At 53.4% G+C, this 16,972-nt stretch carries 15 protein-coding genes; 10 read left to right on the plus strand and 5 right to left on the minus strand.

The annotated features are described in order from the left end of the window. Position 1: 1 nt before the first annotated feature. Both P9H32_RS00575 and P9H32_RS00580 read right to left on the minus strand, forming a co-directional pair. On the minus strand, positions 2-775 hold the full coding sequence (locus P9H32_RS00575; RefSeq protein ID WP_322606911.1) for an alpha/beta hydrolase: 774 nt from the start codon (positions 773-775) through the stop codon (positions 2-4). A 9-nt stretch (positions 776-784) separates the two neighbouring features. Next, positions 785-1,789, minus strand: a complete 1,005-nt coding sequence (locus P9H32_RS00580; protein ID WP_322606912.1) for a potassium channel family protein — start codon at positions 1,787-1,789, stop codon at positions 785-787. A gap of 239 nt (positions 1,790-2,028) precedes the next feature. On the opposite strand from P9H32_RS00580, the gene P9H32_RS00585 reads away from it, so the two are divergent. Further along, the gene (locus P9H32_RS00585; protein WP_322606913.1) at positions 2,029-2,838 is read left to right on the plus strand and encodes an N-acetylmuramoyl-L-alanine amidase family protein; all 810 of its coding nucleotides are present in this window, start codon (positions 2,029-2,031) and stop codon (positions 2,836-2,838) included. A 201-nt stretch (positions 2,839-3,039) separates the two neighbouring features. Continuing rightward, complete coding sequence (thiC, locus tag P9H32_RS00590) at positions 3,040-4,671, plus strand: phosphomethylpyrimidine synthase ThiC (protein ID WP_348534440.1); 1,632 nt, start codon at positions 3,040-3,042, stop codon at positions 4,669-4,671. A gap of 19 nt (positions 4,672-4,690) precedes the next feature. Here thiC and P9H32_RS00595 read toward each other — a convergent pair whose 3' ends face one another. Genes P9H32_RS00595 through P9H32_RS00605 form a run of 3 tightly spaced genes read right to left on the minus strand, consistent with a single transcriptional unit; the run spans position 4,691 to position 9,423 of the window. Continuing rightward, a complete protein-coding gene (locus P9H32_RS00595; protein ID WP_322606915.1) occupies positions 4,691-5,743 on the minus strand; it encodes a 2-oxoacid:ferredoxin oxidoreductase subunit beta in 1,053 nt (350 codons plus the stop codon). A 9-nt stretch (positions 5,744-5,752) separates the two neighbouring features. Next, complete coding sequence (locus P9H32_RS00600; protein WP_322606916.1) at positions 5,753-7,600, minus strand: 2-oxoacid:acceptor oxidoreductase subunit alpha; 1,848 nt, start codon at positions 7,598-7,600, stop codon at positions 5,753-5,755. A 29-nt stretch (positions 7,601-7,629) separates the two neighbouring features. Next, positions 7,630-9,423: an FAD-dependent oxidoreductase gene (locus P9H32_RS00605; protein WP_348534441.1), complete on the minus strand. Its 1,794-nt coding sequence runs from the start codon at positions 9,421-9,423 to the stop codon at positions 7,630-7,632. 574 nt (positions 9,424-9,997) lie between these two features. On the opposite strand from P9H32_RS00605, the gene P9H32_RS00610 reads away from it, so the two are divergent. The 8 genes from P9H32_RS00610 (at position 9,998) to P9H32_RS00645 (ending at position 16,965) form a co-directional block, all read left to right on the plus strand. Further along, positions 9,998-10,453: a division/cell wall cluster transcriptional repressor MraZ gene (locus P9H32_RS00610; protein WP_322606918.1), complete on the plus strand. Its 456-nt coding sequence runs from the start codon at positions 9,998-10,000 to the stop codon at positions 10,451-10,453. 68 nt (positions 10,454-10,521) lie between these two features. Continuing rightward, a complete protein-coding gene (locus tag P9H32_RS00615) occupies positions 10,522-10,722 on the plus strand; it encodes a hypothetical protein (RefSeq protein WP_322606919.1) in 201 nt (66 codons plus the stop codon). Beyond that, the gene (gene rsmH / locus P9H32_RS00620; RefSeq protein WP_322606920.1) at positions 10,722-11,651 is read left to right on the plus strand and encodes a 16S rRNA (cytosine(1402)-N(4))-methyltransferase RsmH; all 930 of its coding nucleotides are present in this window, start codon (positions 10,722-10,724) and stop codon (positions 11,649-11,651) included. The genes P9H32_RS00615 and rsmH overlap by 1 nt, the downstream gene beginning before the upstream one ends. A 1-nt stretch (position 11,652) precedes the next feature. After that, on the plus strand, positions 11,653-12,033 hold the full coding sequence (locus P9H32_RS00625) for a hypothetical protein (RefSeq protein ID WP_322606921.1): 381 nt from the start codon (positions 11,653-11,655) through the stop codon (positions 12,031-12,033). A gap of 43 nt (positions 12,034-12,076) precedes the next feature. Further along, positions 12,077-12,214: a hypothetical protein gene (locus tag P9H32_RS00630; RefSeq protein ID WP_322606922.1), complete on the plus strand. Its 138-nt coding sequence runs from the start codon at positions 12,077-12,079 to the stop codon at positions 12,212-12,214. Between the two features lie 130 nt (positions 12,215-12,344). Continuing rightward, positions 12,345-14,165 (plus strand): peptidoglycan D,D-transpeptidase FtsI family protein, encoded by a 1,821-nt coding sequence (locus P9H32_RS00635; protein WP_322606923.1) that lies wholly within the window; start codon positions 12,345-12,347, stop codon positions 14,163-14,165. After that, entirely contained in the window at positions 14,162-15,619 is a 1,458-nt protein-coding gene (locus tag P9H32_RS00640; RefSeq protein WP_322606924.1) for a UDP-N-acetylmuramoyl-L-alanyl-D-glutamate--2,6-diaminopimelate ligase, read from the plus strand. The genes P9H32_RS00635 and P9H32_RS00640 overlap by 4 nt, the downstream gene beginning before the upstream one ends. Next, complete coding sequence (locus P9H32_RS00645; RefSeq protein ID WP_322606925.1) at positions 15,619-16,965, plus strand: UDP-N-acetylmuramoyl-tripeptide--D-alanyl-D-alanine ligase; 1,347 nt, start codon at positions 15,619-15,621, stop codon at positions 16,963-16,965. Before P9H32_RS00640 ends, P9H32_RS00645 begins: the two co-directional genes overlap by 1 nt. The last annotated feature ends 7 nt before the right edge of the window (positions 16,966-16,972 follow it).

A 16,972-nucleotide genomic window follows, 5' to 3' on the forward strand; every position in this document is an offset into this window, starting at 1 on the left:
TTCAGCTGCCGGTCGGTGAAAGCGGTTCAACGGGCAGCCACTCCAGTACGCGCCGGATGGCTGCATCCCAGTAGTCCCATTTATGTGCACCTGCGGATTCCTCGTAGGTGAGATAAAGCCCTTTCTCCGACGCGGCCTCGCGAAAGCGGACCGAGTCGGGGTGGAGCCAGTCGTCGACTCCGCAACACACATAGAATTCGGTGTCGGGGATGGTTTCCAGATTCCGGACGGCATGGATCAGGTCGTTTCCAGACTCTGGAACTTTTTCGATGGAATCAAAGACCGCACCGAATGTGCGCAGTCGGGGTTCATCCCAATCGTCATTAATATGTGCGGCGAGATCGAGCGCGCCGGAAAGCGATGCCGCATGCGAAAAGAGATCGGGACGTCCCAGAGCCAGTTTCACGGCGCCGTATCCACCCATGGATGTGCCGGCCACAAACGTATTCTTCCACGTATTGGAAACCCGGAACCACTGGCTGATGCGGGCGGGAAGTTCTTCAGAGAAAAAGGTCCAGTAGTCCGAACCATGGGCCATATCGGTATAAAAACTCTTGTGGGCATCCGGCATGACCACAACGAGGTTGAGGTCCATTACATAACGTTCAATGGAGGAACGGCGGATCCATGAGGTGTGATCGCCGGAAAGGCCGTGCAGCAGATAGAGTACGGCGGGCGGCGTTTTCCAGGCCTCGGAACGTTCGGGCAAAATAATGTTCATGCCGACCGATTGCTGGAGAGAACGGGCATAAAAATGGGTTTGTAACAGGGCCATATTCAATTCCTATATGGATTGATCCGATTCGTCGGGCTGGCGGATGGCCACCAGGGTATCACCGAGGCGGAGACGCATTTCGGGACCGGGGTCGAATGCTGTGGTGCCATCGTTGTGTTTTACGGCAATCACCAGCGCGCCGAGGGTCTGACGAACACGTGCTTCGGCGAGCGACTGGTTGAGCATGGTGCTGTTATCTCCAATTTCATGTTCGATCACTTCGAGGGCAATGCTTTTATCGCTGGCCACCAGTTCCACCAGATCGACTACATACGGGCGGGTGAGGAGCTGCGTGATCTGATTGACCCCTGTGGAGATCGGCGAAACGACGCGGGATGCACCGGCTTTGTGAAATTTCCGCGTGTTGTCCGGATCGTGCACACGGGCAATTATCCGCAGTTCGCTACTCAGTCCGCTGGCCGTCAGGGTAAGAAAGAGATTGTCGGCATCGGTGCCCAGCGCGGCCACCAGGGATTCCGCCTGCTGCAGGTTGGCCTGCTCCAGAGTTTCTTCTTCTGTGGCGTCGCCGGGAATATGAGGAATACCCAGCTGATCCATCCGTTTGGCGGCATCCTCGTTATCATCAATGACCACAAAAGGTTTTCCTGCAGACATCATTTCGGAAACCAGCCGGGTGCCGGTCCTGCCGTAGCCGCAGATGATTATATGCTGTTTCATTGAGGCGATTTTTTTCATCATGGATCTTCTCCCGAGAACATTGGTTACGCTGCGCTGGAACATGAATTCGGCAAATCGGCCGAGGCTGTAGGCCATGACGCCGACGCCGCCGAAAATGAGCAAGGAGGTGAACATCCGGCCGGCATCGGAAAGGGGATGTACTTCGGTAATACCTACGGTGGAAATGGTGATGACGGTCATGTAGAAGGCGTCAAGAGCGCCCCAGCCTTCAAGTTGCATATAGCCCACGGTTCCGAAAATCAGAATCGCCAGAATCGCGCCGCCGCCGTTGCGGATTCCGGCCCGAAGCTGGTCGTTAATGAGCTTGGTATGCATGGAAACAGTAAAACGGATTCATTCGGCACTTTCCAAACCTAAATTCTTTTTAGTAGCTTGGGTTTTGAGGTTTTATGCATTCATTTACCAGAACAGTTTTTCTCGGCCGTGTGGCCCTTTTTGCGGGAGGATTCGCTGCAGTCAAGACCGAGGCCAGAGCGTCATCAGGGACGGTGTCATTGAGCTATATTGCGCGATTATACTCCATGAAGATCAGTATCTTCGGGAAGAAAATCCGCATGGAAAACAAATATAACCGGGTTGAAATTGAAACCAACAGCCGGCGGGCCTATGTCAACGGCGTTATGATCTGGCTGCATGAGCCTTGCCGGAAACAGAGCAGCGGGTGGGCCATTCGGGAAGTAGATTTTAAGAAGGGCATCGATCCTATTCTGCGTACCTACGCCTATGCGCCGAAACGTATGCCCCGGCTGGTGGTGTTGGATCCGGGGCACGGCGGAAAAGATACCGGATCGATCAGCCCGAAAGGCTATCGGGAAAAGGATATTGTGCTCGATATTTCCCATCGTGTCCGCAAGTTGCTGGAGGCCAAGGGAATCCGGGTTCGCATGACACGTACCGGTGATACTTATCCGCAGCTCGACGCCCGCACCGCATATGCTTACAAAAACGGGGCCGACCTGTTTGTCAGCGTCCATGCCAATGCAGCCGGCGCGACCTCTGCGAGCGGCGTGGAAACATTCATCACTGCCGCTGCCGGATATGATTCGAGCAATCATTACGGGCAGGCCGGCGATAAATTTGCATTTAAAAACAACACCTATGATGCGCTCAACGCCGCACTCGGCTTTTCCATCCACAGTAATATAATGAAAATGACCAAACGCGACGACCGCGGCTTGCGTCGGGCCCGCTATTCTGTGCTGAAGCATTGTTCCTGTCCGGCTGCGTTGGTGGAGTGCGGTTTTTTGACCAATCCCGACGAGGAATCACTGCTTAACACTTCCAGCTACCGGGAGAGCTGTGCGCGCGGTATTGCCAACGGGGTGCTTGGCTACTTTACACTGATGAAGCGGGCCTTGAGATAATGCAGGAATTTACACTCACCTAATACACCTTATTGCAATACGTCTTTTGCGGTTGCAACCCGGTGACGAAGCGCGTAGCTTGGATTTTTATTCGCTAGGGGTGCCTCCGTCGGTTCGGGGGCTGAGATTCCAACCCTTGGAACCTGCGCGGGTTATGCTGCGAAGGGAAGCGATGCTTCTTCCTTTCCGAACCGTGCATTGATGAAAGATTGGTGGTGTATTATGAGCGGTTACGGAAAATATTTTCCCAGGTCTGAAAAAACATACGTGGAAGGATCGCGCCCGGATATCCGGGTTCCGTTCCGGAAAATCAAATTGCACGGAGATAACGAAGATCTCAATGTTTACGACGTCAGCGGTCCCTATACCGACGCCTCCTATGAACCGGATCTGAAACTGGGATTGCCCGCTATTCGTGAACAATGGATTTCCGAGCGCGGGGATGTTGAAGCGCACACGGCCGGCGTTAAAATCCTGACCAATCCGGAAAAGGCCTTCAAAGGGCTTCAGCGCCAGCCGTTGCGCGCCAAAGGCGGTGCTTCCGTTACGCAGCTGACGTATGCGAAAAACGGCATCGTTACCCCGGAAATGGAATTTGTGGCGATCCGCGAGCGGGTCGATGCGGAATTTGTACGCGAAGAGGTCGCGGCCGGTCGTGCAGTTATTCCGCTTAATATCAACCATCCTGAGGCTGAGCCGATGATCATCGGCCGTAAATTTAAAACCAAGATCAATGCCAATATCGGCAATTCCGCGCTCGGGTCGTCCATTGAAGAAGAGGTCGAAAAAATGCGCTGGGCAACGCTCTGGGGCGCGGATACCGTGATGGACCTTTCCACCGGTACGGATATACATGATACGCGTGAGTGGATTGTCCGCAATTCGCCGACACCGATCGGTACCGTCCCGCTTTATCAGGCACTGAAGAAAATCGATGACAATGCCGACGGCCTCTGCTGGGAACTTTATCGGGATACACTCATTGAACAGGCGGAGCAGGGAATCGACTATTTCACCATTCATGCCGGTGTGCTGAAAAAAGATATTCCTGCCGCCAAAGAGCGGAAGCTGGGAATGGTCAGCCGCGGCGGTTCCATTATGGCGAAGTGGATGGTCGATAATGATCAGGAAAACTTTTTGTATACCCACTTCCGCGAAATCTGCGAAATCATGAAAGCCTATGATATTACCTTCTCACTGGGCGACGGCATGCGGCCGGGCTGTATTGCCGATGCCAACGACGAGGCCCAGCTTTCTGAGCTGAAAACGCTGGGTGAGCTGACGAAGATTGCCTGGGAATACGGCTGTCAGGTGATGATAGAAGGGCCGGGCCATGTGCCGCTCGATAAGATTAAAGTCAATATGGATAAGCAGCTTGAAGACTGTTATGAAGCACCGTTCTATACGCTCGGCCCGCTCGTGACGGATATTGCCGCCGGTTATGATCATATTAATTCCGCCATTGGTGGCGCGGTGATTGGCTGGTACGGCACATCAATGCTCTGTTATGTGACGCCGAAGGAACATCTTGGTCTGCCGAACCGTGATGATGTCAAAGAAGGGGTGATTGTTCATAAAATCGCTGCGCACGCTGCCGACCTCGCCAAAGGCGTTCCCGGGGCCATGGACTGGGATGAGGCGATGCGCAAGGCGCGCGGTGAATTTCGCTGGGTGGATCAGTTCAATTTGACGTTTGATCCGCTGCGGGCGAAGCAGTATCGGCTTGAGTCACTGCCGGAAGAAGAGCGCGATAAGACCGACCAGCATTACTGTTCGATGTGCGGTGAACAGTACTGCTCCATGCGGATTTCTGCACAGATCCGGAACTCTTAGTTTTCCAAACGCTGGAAATTCAGCGGTGAAGCTCGTTGATTTTCGCGAGTTCATCCGCTCCGGGGCAGAGCTTTTCCTCATCGAGATCACGCAGCGGGGTTGAGTTGGTATTCATGGTTTCGTGAATTTCCTGCGAACCTTCGTCCATGAACAGAATGCCGGTCAGCACTTTGTCCTGTGCTTTGCATTCCTGCATCATGGTCAGTGCGGATGTGCGGCTGTGAACATCATGCTTGGAATTCATTTTGTGCAGGTTGATCATGGAGCCGTCATGCATTGTGACGCGCTCATCGGTTCCTTCGTTATATTCGGCCGTTATTTCTTCCGCGTGGGGCACATAATCCACCGTATTGGTGGAGGCCATGTGCTGCCGTATGTAGTCATAGGCTTTGGTGGAGCCCGGCACGTTGTTGAACGTGACGCACGGCGAGATGACATTGATGAAGGCGAACCCTTTATGGGCAATGGCGGCCTGAATGATCGGAATCAGCTGTTCTTTGTCACCGGAAAAACTGTTGGCCACAAAGGTGGAGCCGAGCTGCAGGGCAATGGCGCAGAGATCAATCGGTTCGAGCGCATTGGGTTCACCTTTTTTTGATTTCGATCCGATATCCGTGGTGGCGGAATCCTGCCCTTTGGTCAGTCCGTAGACACCGTTGTTTTCACAGATGTACACCATGTTGACGTTGCGGCGGACCGCATGAACAAATTGGCCCATACCGATCGAGGCGGTGTCGCCGTCGCCGGAAACGCCGATGTAGAGCAGGTCGCGGTTGGCCATGTTGGCTCCGGTTGCGACGGATGGCATACGGCCGTGCACCGAATTGAAGCCGTGAGAATTTCCGAGAAAATAGGTCGGCGTTTTGGAAGAACAGCCAATCCCGGAAAGTTTGGCCACGCGGTGCGGAGGAATGGACATTTCGAAGCACGCCTCGATAATCGCGTTGCTGATCGAATCGTGACCGCAACCGGCGCAGAGCGTGGAGACTGCGCCTTCATAATCCTTGGTGGTATAGCCCAGCTCGTTTTTGGGCAGGTTCGGGTGACGGAATGCAGGAATTTTATAGCTCATGGTCAGCTCCTAGTAAAAACGGCTTCGGCGGCGCGGTGAAGTGGTGGTCTGTAAGATCCAGTCGCGGATTTCGTGGCGGATGAAACGGGCTGTGATGGGGCTGCCGTCAAAATGCAGCAACGGGACCAGGCGTTCCGGATCAAAATCATACTCATTGATCAGCAGGGTGCGCATCTGGGCATCGCGGTTTTGTTCAACCACAAAGACATATTCATGTTCCTCAATAAACTGCCCGACTTCATCGGAAAATGGAAATGCCTGAATGCCCATGCTGTCGAGTGAAATGCCGTGCAGGCTGTTGAGGTGGTGGAGGGCTTCCAGCGTCGAGGCCTCGGACGTGCCGTAGTGGATGACTCCCACGGTGCAAGGTTTGTTGGTTTTACGGATAATCGGTTTTGGCACATGTTCACTGGCCGTTTTCCATTTTTTCTGGAGGCGCTCCATATTCTCAATGTACTTCTCGCCGTTTTCCGTGTAGATCGCATATTCATCTTTGGATGTTCCGCGCGTAAAAAATGCCCCTTTTGTCGGATGGGTTCCGGGATAGGTGCGGTATGGTACGCCGTCTCCGTCTACATCCAGATAGCGTCCGAAGCGCTCCGTCATGTTTTCCAGATCTTCTTCCGTGTAGACTTTGCCCCGGTCATATTTCCGGGTGTCGTCCCATTCGAAGGGATCGGACATGTTGTCATTCATGCCGAGATCGAGATCGGACAGTAAAATGACGGGCGTCTGGAAACGTTCTGCCAGATCAAATGCCTTGGCGGTATATTCAAAACATTCTTTCGGCGTAGACGGATAAAGGCAGATGTGTTTGGTGTCGCCGTGCGAGGCATAGGCCGCGGCCAGCACGTCTGATTGCTGGGTGCGTGTCGGCATTCCGGTGGAGGGGCCCGAACGCTGGACATCAATCAGTACAGAAGGAATTTCCGCAAAATAGGCCAGCCCGAGAAATTCATTCATCAGGGAAAGTCCGGGGCCGCTGGTGGCTGTGAAAGCGCGCGACCCGTTCCAGGAGGCACCGATTACCATGCCGATGGCGGCCAGTTCGTCTTCGGCCTGAACGATGGCATAATTTTTCCGGCCGGTCTCCGGATCCATGCGGAATTTGCGGCAGTAGCGTGCAAAGTTATCAATGACGGATGTGGACGGCGTGATGGGATACCAGCCCGCCATGGTGGCACCGCCGTAAACGGCACCGAGACCACAGGCTTCGTTGCCGTCAATCAGGATTTTGTTGCCCACATTGTCGCGCCGCTCAATCCGGTAGGCGATAGGGCAGGCATGCATTTTTTTGGCCATTTCATAACCGGTGGTTACGGCATTGACGTTGGGGGCGATCAGCTTTTGCTTCCCTTTAAACTGGTCGCTGATCAGCTGTTTGAAAACATCAAGTTCCATATCGAACAGTGCGGCGAGCACTCCGACATACATGATGTTTCGGAAGAGCTGGCGGTGGCGGGGGTCATCGTAGAGTTCTCGGCATTTTTCGGTCAGCGGGATGCCGATAAAATCGATGTCGTTTCGGCGGAGAGCCGGTGGGAGCTGTTTGGTGGAGTCATAAATAAAGTAGCCGCCTTTCTCCACTTCGTTGATGTCGCGTTCCATGCTTTGCGGATTCATACCAACCATGATGTCGATGCCGCCGCGGCGTCCGAGGAATCCGTTTTCATTGATACGCACTTCGTACCAGGTGGGTAAGCCCTGGATGTTTGACGGGAAAATATTCTTGGGGCTGATCGGAATACCCATACGGAAAACGGCTCGGCTGAACAGTTTGTTGGCACTGGCCGAGCCGGTGCCGTTGACGTTGGCAAATTTGATGACAAATTTATTGGTGATGATGTCGCGTTTCATGACGGGGGCTCACTTCCAGGGGTTGGAAATTATTGATTTTCTTCATTTTTGCGGTGGTACGGCTTGGGCGAGATATAGAGAAATTTCTGCATATCCCAGGCTGAGGTCGGACAGCGTTCAGCGCACAGCCCGCAGTGCAGGCAGACATCTTCATCTTTCACCATCACCCGTCCGGTTTTCAGATTTTCCGAAACAAAAATCTGCTGTCCGAGGTTCAGTGCCGGAACGGTCAGGCTGCGGCGCAGTTCGGCTTCTTCTTTATTTTGTGTGAAGGTCAGGCAGTCAACCGGACAGATATCGATGCAGCCGTCGCACTCGATACACTTCTCTGCGGTGAATACGGTTTCAACATCGCAGTTCAGACAGCGTTCCGCTTCCTCAAAGGCAGTTGCGGCATCAAACCCGAGTTCCACTTCAACGGTATGACTTTTAATGGCTTCCTGCAGATCGAGGTGAGGTACGGCGTGGCGTTCCTCTTCGGTGACTGAGCTGGCGTAGCTCCAGTCATGAATGCCCATTTTCTGACTCAGCAGGTTGGTGCTCGGATCGGGGCGGTCGGTCAATTCCTGACCGTGGAGGAACATATCAATCGAAAGCGCGGCCTGATGCCCCTGGGCAACGGCGGTGATAATATTTTTCGGTCCGAAGGCGGCATCGCCCCCGAAGAACACCATAGGATTACTGGATTGATAGGTTACTTCATCGACGATTGCCATGCCGCGTTCATCAAAATCGATGCCGATATCCCGTTCAATCCACGGGAACGCATTGGCCTGGCCGATTGCCAATAACACCAGACTGCAGGGAATGGTTTCGGTGCGGCCAACCGGGGTGAACACCTCGCGGCCGTCTTCATCGATGGAATAGTCGATGACTTCGAACGTCATGGCTTTCAGTTCGCCGTCTTCCACAACGTATTCGAGCGGACTGTGGTTTTCAATGATCGGAATCCCTTCGGCCTGGGTGTCTTCAATTTCCCAGGGGGAAGCGACCATGGCGGAGATCGGCGTGCGCAACACGACTTTGACATTTTTGGCGCCAAGACGCAGTGCCGTGCGGCAGCAGTCCATGGCTGTGTTTCCTCCGCCGATTACAATAACGTCTTCCGGAGCTGTGGTAACGTGATCAAAAGCCACCTGAGCCAGCCACTGTACGCCGACCTGGATATTTTTTCCGCCGTCGTGTTCCCAGCCGGGGAGTTTGAGCTGGCGGCCGGTGGGGGCGCCGGTTCCCACAAAGACGGCGTCGTAGCCTTTGTCCGTGAGGGCCTTCATGCTTTCAATGCGCGTATTAAAGTGGGCGTTTACGCCCATATCCAGAATATAGCCGGTCTCTTCGTCGATGACTTCTTCCGGAAGCCGGAAAGAGGGGATCTGCTGACGCATAAAACCGCCGGCGCTGCCGGTGGCTTCGAAAAGATCAATTTCATAGCCGAGCGGCATAAGGTCGCGGCATACAGTTAAGGCGGAGGGGCCGGCACCGATGACGGCCAGTTTAAAGCCGTTTTTTATTTTTGGAATTTTGGGTAGCCGGTCTCTGATGTCCTCCTTCATATCGGCGCAGACGCGCTTCAGGCGGCAGATGGCCACCGGTTTTTCTTCAATGCGGCCCCGCCGGCAGGCCGGTTCGCAGGGGCGGTCGCAGGTTCGACCCAGAATTCCGGGGAAAACGTTCGATTCCCAATTGATCATATAGGCATCGGCATATCTGCCGGCTGCAATCAGTCGAATATACTCCGGAACGGGAGTGTGCGCAGGGCACGCGTGTTGACAGTCTACTACTTTGTGAAAGTACTCCGGGTGGCTCGTATCTGTGGGCTTCACTCTGTATTTCTCCATGCTGCCTGAAAATATGGGGTATTACGCACCAGCTTAACAGGCATTACCTTAGTTTAGGCAATATAAATCACAGAGTTATGAGCATTTCAGCATTAAAATACCTAAATCTGTAAAAAGTTATCACTTATGCCTCAATGGGTATTTTTATATCGGTAAAAAATAGGTTTTTACTGGGAAATTTTAATATTTCTTCATCGAGGGGATTTTTCGGGAAATGGAGTGTCAGGATCGTTAAATCAAGAAAAATACGGTTTGCGGGGCGCTCAGGGGGGAGATATTTCCGGGTGAATGGAATGGTTCTGCTGAAACAGGGGCTTAATCGATATTTTTAAATCGAATAATGGAAGGAGAGTTCCGGGGAGGGTGTTTTTCGGGGAGCAAGGGGGTGTGGGGGAGAGGGGTGGAGTATGTGCCCATTTGTGTTATATTCATTTTGAGGATTCGTGATTTTCCATCTGTAAGGCGAATTACCTTTGAAATAGTGGAATTAATCTTTTGACTGCGGCGGTCTTATGGTGGCATAAAATCCCATGAAAGGGAGCAAGGTGGAGTAAGGATCATGGAAGCACAACAGAATATAGCGTCACTGTTCGTGGGATCGTTTACGCATTCCCTTGATGCCAAGAGGCGTATGATCTTTCCGTCGGCCTGGCGGAATTTGGCGGGGGGATCGAATCAGCTGTTTGCTTTTCCGCATCCGGAGGAGAAGTGCCTCTATTTATATACTGCAGCGGAAATGATGCGGCGTATTGATGAGTTGCGGAACAGTGGATCCATCGATGCGGGCGATCAGCAGGCCATCCGGTCGATTACGGCCGGTGCGGAGTTGCTGACGTGGGATGCGCAGGGGCGTATTCGGATCGGCGAAAATCTGCTGGCCCATATAGAGGTTAAGGAGCAGCTGGTGCTGGTGGGTGCGCTGACGCGCATCGAGCTTTGGAGCGCGGAGAATTTTGATTTAGCGCTGCCGCAGGAATCATCTGCGGCAGAGAATGTGTTTTTTGGTGGATATTAAAAATTAGGAAGGAATGGATTGCCGGCGGTAAACGGATGAGTGGAACCGGCAGTTTTTGGGGAAACGGGATGAGTATGTTGGATGTGGCAAAGTATCTGAGTTATTCGCGTTCGATTGATAATTCAAAAGATCGTGAGCGGGTTTTCAGCCTTAAACAGGTGAATTCCGGCCATCTTTTCTCCTGTCTTTACAGCACGGGACGTCATTGGTGTTTTGGGCGAGAACAAGCTGAAAGCGAACAGTTTCCAACGTTTGGAAAAGGGGCTTAATGCATATTCCTGTCATGCTCAACGAGTGCCTTGAAGCGCTTATTACAGATCCGGCAGGGGTCTATGTGGATGGCACGCTGGGCAACGGCGGGCATTCGGCCGAAATTTTGAAGCGATTGAGTGATGGTGGAACGTTGATTGGGTTTGATCGGGATATTGAGGCCATTGAGCGGGTGCAGAAAAAGCTGTTTAGCGGCGAGGGTAAGCGAGTGGAGCTGGTCCACGATAACTATGCGAACATGGCGCTGCAGCTGGACCGTCTCGGGGTGGAAAAGGTGGACGGGCTGCTGCTGGATCTCGGGGTCAGTTCGTTCCAATTGGATGTGGCCGGTCGCGGATTCAGCTTTCAGCAGGATGCTCCGATTGATATGCGGATGGATCAGACGCAGGGCCGGACGGCGGGTGAGCTGGTGAACCATGCCCCGGAAGCTGAGCTGGCGGATATCATTTACCGGTACGGTGAGGAAAAGGCATCGCGCCGGATTGCCCGAGCCATTGCCGAGGCACGTGTGAAGAAGGAAATTGAAACGACGCTGGAACTGGCCGCGATTGTCGAGCGGGCCAAAGGTGGACGAAAAGGAAAGAAAACGCATCCGGCCACGAAGACCTTTCAGGCGTTGCGTATGGCGGTGAATGATGAGCTGGCGGGCATTGAACAGGTGCTCGAAACGATGATTGAAAATGTTGTGGAAGGCGGGCGCATTGTGGTGCTCACGTTCCACAGTCTGGAAGACCGGATGGTGAAACGTTTTTTTGCGCGGCATGTTCCGCGGGAGGAATCGCTTCAGCAGGGCGGAGTGAAGCGGATCTATGATGAACCGCCTGTGAAATGGATTTGGAAAAAACCGTTGACCGCAACGGAAGAGGAGCAAGCCGTTAATCCGCGGTCGCGTTCAGCTAAGCTGCGCGCTGTGGAGGTGGGAGTATAAAATGGCCGCAAAAAAACGAAAGACCACAAAACGAAAAATGAAGCAGAACCAGGTACAGGTGCCGTTTCCGGTGCTGCTTGCCAATGTTCTTGTGCTGGTGGCGGTCATGGGACTGAGCTACATGTGGCTCTGCTCGCGTTGCGATGCGCTCGGCAGGGACATTAAAGCCAAAGAGGCTGAGCTGGCGCAGGCGCAGAAGCGCCTGGTGAATGAGCAGGACCGCTGGTCTACCATCACATCGCCGGCTAATCTGGAGCGCGCCATTAAGCGGCATCGGCTTAAAATGTCGATGCCGGAGCTCAACCGTGTGGTCGAAGTGGGACACTGGGATGTGACTGCACGCACAGCCATGAATGGCGGAAGCCGCCGCAGCGTACAGTGAGTTCCGGACGCGATAAATTTTAACAAAGAAAGGAAACAGGTAAATGGAAACTGAAAAAGTAAACGTGCTGTATGATAAAAATGGCCAGGCGGTTCGGGTTCAGTTGGACTTCGACCTGTACCAGTGGCTGATCAATCAGGTTGCAGAGCCGGAGCAGTCTTTTGTTGCTGCTGCGCGTTAAGCATCGCCACAGAAAAGAAGGCCTGCATGGGGTATGCAGGCTGATTAGCGGATTTTTTGATTCATTCATTTCCCGTGGTGCGCAGGAGCGCATTGCGGGTTTTTCAGCTTAGAGGGAGCAGGTTTTACGGATGGCAGAGGTGCGGTTCAAGGGCAGGGTTGCCGTCTTGGTGAGCGTGGTGGCGCTGGTTTTTGTCGGTATTGCAAGCCGATTGGCCTTGCTGCATCTGCGCCCTGCGGAATGGGTGCTTGAACCTATTGAAGAGGGGCGCATGTATGAAACAAAGCCCATGGGCAGCCGGGGGCGTATTGTTGACCGCAATGGTGAAATTCTGGCGATGGATCTTGCGGCGTATCATGTTTATGTCGACCCGAAATACATTGCCGAGCATGGGGATCCGGACACCGTCTGCCGCTATCTTTCGCAGGAATTCCGGATTCCTGAATCTGAAATTCGGGAAAAACTGAACCGGACCAATCGGCAGTACGAGCGCATAAAAAAATTTGTTCCCGGGCATCAGTTGAAGCGGTTTACGCGTAAAAACCTGGGGTTGCTGTATACGGTCGCAGATGACCGTGGAAGTGAAACGAACATTTATTTACGTGGTGTCGGTTTGGAGGAGGCTCCGATTCGAAATTATCCGAAAGGGCCGCTGATGGCGCATGTGGTCGGATTTTCGAATCAGGAAGGCGTGGGCTCTGCCGGAATCGAGCAGCGGATGGATGCTTATCTGCGCGGAAAAGAGGGATTGCGAATCAGTAAAAAAGACGGGCGCCGCCGTGAAATCTACAGCGCACGAACGGTGGATATTAAGCCCGAGGATGGGGCGACGGTTACTCTCACGCTGGATCAGCAGTTGCAGTATGTAGTGGAAAAAACGGTGGAAAAAACATGTCGCGAATTCAATGCAAAAGCCGCATGGGCCATTGTGCAGCATGTGCGGACCGGTGAAATTCTGGCCATGGCCTCCTTTCCGACGTATGACCTGAACCGCTATGCCAAGGCTCCGGCGGAGTGGCGGCGCAATCGGGCCATTAGTTTTAACTATGAACCCGGTTCCACAATGAAGGCCGCAGTGATTGCCGCTGCACTGGATAACAACATCGTGAGTGAGGACGATGTTTTCGATTGCGAAAACGGCTATTGGGTCTATGGTGGGAAATCATTGCGCGACAGTCACGGTGAAGGCGAAATCAGCGTTGCGGAAATCATCAAAGTTTCGAGTAATATCGGTACGGCCAAAATTGCGCTTCAGATGGGAAATCAGCTGGTATATGACAGCCTGAAAAAATTTCATTTCGGGGAGCGGTTCAATGTCGGCATACCGGGAGAAGAGGGCGGAATTTTCTATTCGCCGAAACACTGGTCGAAAATTTCGGTTACCCGTATCGGTATGGGTCATGAGATTGGCGTGACGGCGCTGCAGATTGTTTCGATGATGAGTGCCATTGCTTATAACGGGGTTCAGATGCAGCCGTATGTGGTAAAGAAAGTAGTTGCCCCCGACGGTGCCGTTCTTGAAGAGAACAAGCCGAAAGTGCTGGGGCGGCCGATCACACCGGGAGTTGCGCGGCGTATGCAGAACCTGTTGGCCAGTGTGGTGATGGATGAAGGGGGAACCGGCAGCAAGGCCCGGGTGGCGGGGTATACCGTGGGGGGAAAAACCGGAACGGCTCAGAAGATTCGGCCGCGGGAAGAGGGCGGCGGATACTATGCTAAAAATTTCACCTCTTCGTTTGTCGGATTTCTTCCGGTTGAAGCACCGGAGCTTTGTATTGTGGTTGTGGCGGATGATCCGGGAACGTATACGGATACGGGACGCAAAACCGGTTATTACGGGGGCACGGTCTGCGGCCCTGCGTTTAAAGAGATTGCCGAGTTTGCAGTGCGTTATCTTCGGATTGCACCTGATGGAAACCGAATTTATGTGGCGGGGCCGGACGACGAATGAAATTGAAAGAACTGTTGGATAAAATTGAGGCCGTCGGTTTTTCCGGCGGCATGAAGGTCGAGTTCGGGGGAGTGACTTATGATTCGCGCAAGGTAAAGCCCGGGGATCTTTTTGTTGCTGTTTCGGGGTATCAGCTGGATGGCTCGGAGTTCATCACGCAGGCCGTTTCCGGAGGGGCCACGGTTGTCGTGTCTGAGAATCGTCTTGATTTGGGGTCCGGAGTGGCGCATGTGCAGGTTTCCGATTCGCGAAAAGCGCTGGCGGAAATTTCGGCGGTTTTTTACGGGGAGCTTTCTAAAAAAATGAAAGTGATCGGTGTGACGGGGACCAACGGAAAGACGACAACGACTTATATGATCCGCGATATTCTCCGGCATGCCGGTTATAAGACTGGCCTGCTGGGTACCGTGGCTTACGAAATCGGAGGGCGGTCTATTCCTGCTTCGCGTACAACACCGGAGGCTCCGGACATTCATTCCATGTTTGCTCAGATGGACGAGGCGGGGTGCGAGTATGTGGTAATGGAGGTGTCTTCGCATGCTCTCGCGCTGAAACGGGTTCATGGTATTGAATTCAGCATTTCTGTGTTCACCAATCTTACACAGGATCATCTGGACTATCATCACGACATGGAGACCTATTTTGACGTGAAGGCGGAGCTTTTCCGGACGATGGAAAAGAAACAGGGGGGCTCGGCGGTGATCAATATCGACGATTCCTGGGGGCGGAGGCTGATCGGCGAAAAACAGGTTGAGGCGGATATTGTTTCCTATGGTTTTCATGAAAAGGCCACCGCCTTTGTTACGGATGCAACCGTGAGTGCTGATGGGACGCGTTTTAATGTTTCCACCCCGTGGGGAGATACGAATATTCACTTGCAGCTGCTGGGGCGTTTTAATATCCACAATGCGCTCGCGGCGTTGTGTGTCGGCGGGCTGTGCGGGGTTGATTTGAAGACCGTTGTTCAGGCTTTGGAAAATATGGCAGCCGTTCCCGGCCGGCTGGAGGCCGTTCCGAATCGTAAAAATCGAAGTATTTTTGTGGATTATGCGCATACGGATGATGCGCTCAATAATGTGCTCACCACGCTGCGCGAAATCTGCAGAGGAAAGCTGGTGGTGGTCTTCGGCTGCGGAGGCAACCGCGATCAGGGCAAGCGGGAAAAGATGGGGCGTGTGGCGGCCGCGCTGGCGGATTGGAGTATTGTGACGTCCGATAATCCGCGCGATGAAGAACCTGAAGCGATTGCAATGGATATTTTGAAGGGGTTTGCGTTATGTCAGCAGGTTGAAGTTGTGCTGGATCGCCGCGAAGCGATTGCAAAGGGGATTGCTATGCTGGATCGTAAAGATGTGCTGGTGGTGGCGGGTAAAGGACACGAAACCTATCAGGAAATAAAAGGTGCGGTTATTCCCTTTGATGATCGGGATACCGTTAAGGAGTTGATTCGATAATGCGCAGCTTCCGGCCAGGAGAATTATCGCAGTGGGTTTCCAGACTCTGGAAAAACGGTATGCCGTCGCAAAGCATTACGGGAATTAGCCACGACACCCGTAAGATTCAATCCGGGGAGCTTTATGTGGCGATCCGGGGGGCGCATTTCGACGGGCATGAATTTGTGCAGACCGCTCTTGATAAAGGTGCGGTTGGTGCGTTGGTGGATGATCGTTTTCAGGGATTGGAAAACTGTCCGTTGCTTCAGGTTTCCGACACAATCAAGGGCTTGCAGGATATGGCGGCCGGTTATCGGAAAGAATGGATTTCGTCCACCGTTGGAATCACCGGGAGTGTTGGGAAAACCACCGTGAAAGAAATGTGTGCTGATGTGTTGTCGATGGACGGGCTGACGCACCGGACCGAAGGGAATTTCAACAACCATATCGGGCTGCCGCTCACGATGCTCAATATGCCGCAGCGCGCACGGTACGGCGTTTTTGAAATTGGAATGAATCAGCCCGGCGAGATCGGGCCGCTCACTGGCCTGCTGCGACCGAAATACGGTATTATTACCACCATTGGAAATGCACATCGGGAGGCATTTCAGTCGCTGGAGGATATTGCTCATGAGAAAATGAGGCTGGCGGAGCGGATTCCCGATTCGGGGCTTGTTTTTCTCGACCGTGATAGCCGATGGTTTTCGATGATTCGTCAGCACACGCCGGCGGAGGTTGTGACGGTTTCATTTGAAGGCGAGGCGGATTACACGGGCCGGCGAAGCGGGGAACGCATTATGACGGTGGAGGGGTTTGCTTATACGATCCCGAAACCCGGCGAGTATATGATGCGAAATGCACTCTTTGCTATTGCGCTGGGTCTTCAGCTGAAGCTCTCTCCGGAGGAAATCAATGAAGGGCTTTCCCGGTTCAAGGCTCCGCCGATGCGCTGGGAGAAAACGATCGTGCACGGCATTCATTTTATTAACGATGCCTACAATGCGAATCCCCTTTCAATGCGGGCCAGTCTGAAAACCTTTGCTCAACTTCCGGGGGTCGGGCGGCGCTGGGCGGTGATCGGCGGAATGCGTGAGCTGGGCGCGGTGTCCGGCGATGAGCATGCCGAGCTGGGTCGGTTTGTTGACGGGCTGGGACTTGACGGTGTGATTACGGTGGGCGAGCTTGGGGCGCAGATTCTATGCGACCGGGTGCCGGGATTTTTCCAGACCTTGGAAAAAGCCGAAGCGGCCGCGATATTAAAAGAACAGCTCTCTGCAGGAGCCCATGTGCTGCTGAAGGCATCGCGCGGCGAGGAGCTTGAAAAAGTGATTGGATATTTTGCTGAAATGTCCGGTCCGGAAGGCTAGACGGAAC

This window comes from Pontiella agarivorans, from assembly GCF_034531395.1.
In the GTDB taxonomy this organism is placed as follows: domain Bacteria; phylum Verrucomicrobiota; class Kiritimatiellia; order Kiritimatiellales; family Pontiellaceae; genus Pontiella; species Pontiella agarivorans.